Source organism: Roseibium sp. TrichSKD4, assembly GCF_000148725.1.
GTDB lineage: Bacteria > Pseudomonadota > Alphaproteobacteria > Rhizobiales > Stappiaceae > Roseibium.
Genome location: NZ_GL476301.1, coordinates 120,213 through 122,883 on the forward strand (window position 1 = coordinate 120,213; position 2,671 = coordinate 122,883).

Below are 2,671 nucleotides of genomic sequence, written 5' to 3' on the forward strand. Positions count from 1 at the left end.
CGCTTCCAAAGGGGTTAGCGGAGAAGACCGCGAAGGGCTTTTTTGCCAAGATCGATTGCGATCGGTGCAGCTGCGGAGGCGAGGGCACCCCAGAATGCAGGAGCCACACTGGAATCAATCGCGGAATTGATGCGGTCTTCACGATTGATGGACGGGGCTTGATAAGGAAGTTTCATTTTCAATTCTCCAAAAATGGGTTTCGTTTAAAAATTTGGCCCGGTTTCAAAGGCCATCGATGGCGGACATTGCAAAGTCTTTTGCAGCGTCCTTTGCGTGGGGAGCGAGGTAGCGCACAGCAGACCGCAGTCCGCCGGTTACATCATCCCAGTCCAGCCCGAAAAGTGCTGGATCTACGCCTTGTTGGATCGCGGAATTAAGTCGATTTGCACGATCAATGGAAGGGGCTTGATAAGGTAGTTTCATCAAAAATACTCCTCTTGAAATGAAGGGCGTTTGCCCTGATGACACACTTTTTGTGCCCATTATGAGCCGCGCCAGTGCGCGACGCGGCGCATCCCGATAAAACTCAGTAAGCGCGCCAGCTGCGAAGCGGGCCGAAGGTGACTGGCATCAATCCGGTAACGTCCACGGTGTAGCGATAGATCATCCGGGCTTCTTCATCGCGTTTGAACGGGTTGAAGAATTCGCAAATGATGTCCCAGCAGTCGGTTCCGGGACGGCTGACAGGGCTGCGCTGAACATTCATGGCGTTCAGTTCAAGCTTCTTGTTAAAGGCATCCTGAAAGATTTCACCGGCGACATGCGCGTTGGTGGCGGCAAAGTTCATGGCACGGTGTTGTGGTTCCGCACCCCGATTGCGGAGTTCGTAATAGATCCGCTCCAGGAAATTGCGAAGTCGATCAATCTCTTCCTGTTTTGCACTGGGTTTGAGCACCGCTTTTGCCAATTCATGCGGCGTCCAAGAGAACATGCCTCTCAAAATTGGTGAGACGACTGGCACAACGTGACCGTTATAAAGCCTTGTCTCGCCTACGATGTTGCCTGCAATTGAAATCCGATCAATCTTGTCTTCGCTCGGCTTGCCGTCATGGTCGCATTGCTCGGCCATCAGGTCGGCGGTTTTCGTGTCAGGTTTTGCGAACTTCGAGAGGTTCAGGCCTGTTTGATTGATCAAGAATTCGATCATGCGGCCAAATTGCTGAACCGCGAATTGGTTCTGCGGGCGGATCACATAAATCGGAATGCCGTCGATCTTCAAGGTCCACTCAAGGGCAGTCGCGGAGTCCAGGTAAGGTGTGTTGCCGTCTTCATCTCGGAAAGTCAGGAACCGGGCCATCGCGATCTCGTTTTCCGGGATCATCGGTTTAAGATGCGGATATTGCTCGCCTAGGGAGAACATGGCTTGCTGAAAATAATCCCGGTTCGTTTCATTGGTGAAATCGTACCCAATGGTTCCAATCGCAAAGACCTTGTTATCGGCCATGATGTTCGAGCTGGCGTGTTGCGGACGCACTGTGTTTGGCTGTGCGTGAACGAAGTTTTCCGGCGCACTGTCAAGGATCGGGGCATGGGTGCGCGGTGCGGCGGGTGGTGCATTGAATTCAGGAGCAGGCTGTTGGTTTTGTGCCGGGGCAATTTCGGTGCATTCGGCAGCCGGTTCAATAACTTCAGGAAGACCTGCAGGTTCTACAGAAGCCGCTTCGGGAGCAATGGCGTCAACGCTGGTATCAATCTCAGACATTAAATCAATCCTTTCTGAAACATGTTTTTGAGGAGCCACCTGCTCCGCCCAAATGAGGCGGAGGTTTTCGTGCAAGAGCACGAGATCCAGACGCCGAAAGGCTGTCGGCTTGTCGTCTCCCGAGTGGCTCATTTGGCAGGGGACACAAGAGTTCGATAAAAGGGTTTCCAGATCAGCAAGCTGGATATCTGGACAAGACTGGCGGATGAGCGCGCATAGTCCGCTCACCATGGGGGCTGCAAAGCTGCTCCCGGAAATTTTGGCGGTTCCGCCCTCTGCCTGCACCCGGATGTCCACGCCAGGTGCCAACAGCATTTTGCTGAAGAGGTTTGGTCCGGTGTTGTTAAAGGGGGCGGGGTCGCCGTCGATATCGTGCGCGCCAATCGCGAGAACTGATTTGAGACTGGCGGGAACCGTATCAACAGAGAGGCCGTCATTTCCAACGGCTGCAACAATCTGGATGTTGTTTTCAGAGCAGCGTTCGACGGCTTCTCTTAGTTCGTCGGTCGGATGTCCGGTGTTTGAGAGGTTAGCACCGCTGATATTGATGATCTGAGTATTTTCTGCGCAGGCGGCATGAATGGCGCGGGCAAGAGTGAGCTGAGAGCATCCCTGCAAATTGCCTGCTGCGTCTTCTTGAAAAACCGGAATTTGTGTGCCGAATGCCTTTGGCGCAACACCTGTCTTGTTCCCAAGGATGATGCTGGTGACGGCGGTTCCATGAAGAGTGTGCTGCGGTCCGTCAACTGGGTCGATGTTCTGGCCTGCCAAGCTTGGATTGGCAGGGTCAAAATTGCCATCGAGGACAGCAACCTTGATGCCTTCTCCAAATTTTGCGCGGCTTTGAATGGCGCGCAGTGCTTCAAACTGATCGCGTAGAACATACATGTTCGGCTCCCGGAAAACGGGTGATGTCCGGCCATGTTGGCGGACCTGAAATAATTTGATTTGAGAGATTTTTTGAGATGA

At 53.2% G+C, this 2,671-nt stretch carries 3 protein-coding genes; all 3 read right to left on the reverse strand.

Translation table 11 applies throughout. From position 1 onward, the window contains the following. Positions 1-14: 14 nt before the first annotated feature. On the reverse strand, positions 15-176 hold the full coding sequence (locus tag TRICHSKD4_RS30525; protein WP_009465763.1) for a hypothetical protein: 162 nt from the start codon (positions 174-176) through the stop codon (positions 15-17). A gap of 46 nt (positions 177-222) precedes the next feature. Continuing rightward, positions 223-423 (reverse strand): hypothetical protein, encoded by a 201-nt coding sequence (locus tag TRICHSKD4_RS02230; protein ID WP_009465764.1) that lies wholly within the window; start codon positions 421-423, stop codon positions 223-225. 103 nt (positions 424-526) lie between these two features. Then, positions 527-2,590 (reverse strand): S8 family serine peptidase, encoded by a 2,064-nt coding sequence (locus TRICHSKD4_RS02235; RefSeq protein WP_009465765.1) that lies wholly within the window; start codon positions 2,588-2,590, stop codon positions 527-529. Positions 2,591-2,671: the final 81 nt, after the last annotated feature.

Bases quoted from the DNA above. Each gene is read 5' to 3' on its own strand.
- TRICHSKD4_RS02235 (WP_009465765.1), bottom strand. From the start codon at position 2,590: ATGTATGTTCTACGCGATCAGTTTGAAGCACTGCGCGCCATTCAAAGC.
- TRICHSKD4_RS30525 (WP_009465763.1), bottom strand. From the start codon at position 176: ATGAAACTTCCTTATCAAGCCCCGTCCATCAATCGTGAAGACCGCATC.
- TRICHSKD4_RS02230 (WP_009465764.1), bottom strand. From the start codon at position 423: ATGAAACTACCTTATCAAGCCCCTTCCATTGATCGTGCAAATCGACTT.